Genomic DNA, 1307 nt, shown 5'->3' on the forward strand with positions numbered 1-1307 from the left:
CGAGTTGGCGGACAGGAGATGCGATCGGGAACGGCCCCGACGCGAATCTTGTCCGCCAACTCGTGCCCGGGTGACCGCCCACGTCCCGCACCGCCCACAGCTCCTCGCCCGCCCACGCGCCCGCGGAGTGACGGATCAGTCCCCGATGAGGGGATCCGCCTCGTCGTCATCGCGACTACCATGGACCCGTGACCAGAGCCACCGCACCCGCATCCGACACCCAGGTCAGTCCCCTCCTCGTCACGGCGCGCGAGTTGATCAGCGACGTGGCGAGCCTTCCCACCCCCGTGATCCTCGACGTGCGCTGGCGACTCGGCGACGCCCGCGGGCGCGAGCACTACTACTCGGGCCACATCCCCGGTGCGCAGTACGTCGATCTGCCCACCGAGCTCGCGGGCCAGCGCAACGTCCGCGAGGGCCGTCACCCGCTGCCCTCGCCCGATGATCTCGAGGACGCCCTGCGCCGTGCCGGCGTGCACAACGACAGTCGCGTGGTGATCTACGACGACTCCGGTAACACCTCCGCGGCGCGCGCCTGGTGGCTGATGCGCTGGGCCGGCAAGGAGGACGTCTACCTCCTCGACGGCGGTCTCAAGGCGTGGATCGCCGAGGGCGAGGACCTGGCGGTGGGGCCGGGCAACCCGGTCGAACGCGGCGACTTCACCTTCAGGCTCGATCACATGCGCACGGCCGACATCGACGAGACGCAGGCCAGCCCCGAGGAGGGCGTCCTGATCGATGTCCGCGCGGCCGAGCGCTATGCCGGCCACACCGAGCCGATGGATTCGCGGGCCGGTCACATCCCGGGCGCCGTCAATCTGCCCACCTCGTCGTTCCTCGACGAGAGCGGTCGGTTCCTTCCCGCCGAGCGCATCCGTCAGATGTTCGCCGACGTGGGCGTGACCAGCGGGAAGGACACCGTGGTCTACTGCGGTTCCGGCATCCACGCCTGCCATGCGCTCGCGGCGATGGAGGTGGCCGGGATCGAGGCGGGGAGGTTGTTCCCGGGGTCGTGGTCGCAGTGGTCGGCGGATCGTCGGCGGCCGATCGCCCTGGGGGAGGACCCCCGCTAGCCCGCGTCTCCGCCGGCTCCCGGGCCCGTCCAGGTCACGCAGCGCCGCGGTGCCTGGCGGGTAACCCCACCAGCGCTGACTACCCTCTGTGGACATGGTCGTGTTCTGGTTCCTCCTGGCCCTCGTGCTGCTCGCCGCGGCGCTCATCCTCCTGCGTCTGGACGCCAGACAACGCGGGGGCGCCGCGTCGCGTGGGACCCCGCCGGCGGTCGGCTCCGGGTCGGCGGGGGCGGG

The 1307-nt window shown here is 71.6% G+C and carries 1 protein-coding gene; it reads left to right on the plus strand.

Going from position 1 to position 1307, the window contains the following annotated elements; genetic code table 11:
• The first annotated feature begins 188 nt into the window (after positions 1-188).
• Positions 189-1073 (plus strand): rhodanese-like domain-containing protein, encoded by an 885-nt coding sequence (locus tag G6018_RS15950; protein ID WP_182640138.1) that lies wholly within the window; start codon positions 189-191, stop codon positions 1071-1073.
• The last annotated feature ends 234 nt before the right edge of the window (positions 1074-1307 follow it).

Source organism: Dietzia sp. DQ11-44, from assembly GCF_014145205.1.
Classification (GTDB): domain Bacteria; phylum Actinomycetota; class Actinomycetes; order Mycobacteriales; family Mycobacteriaceae; genus Dietzia; species Dietzia natronolimnaea.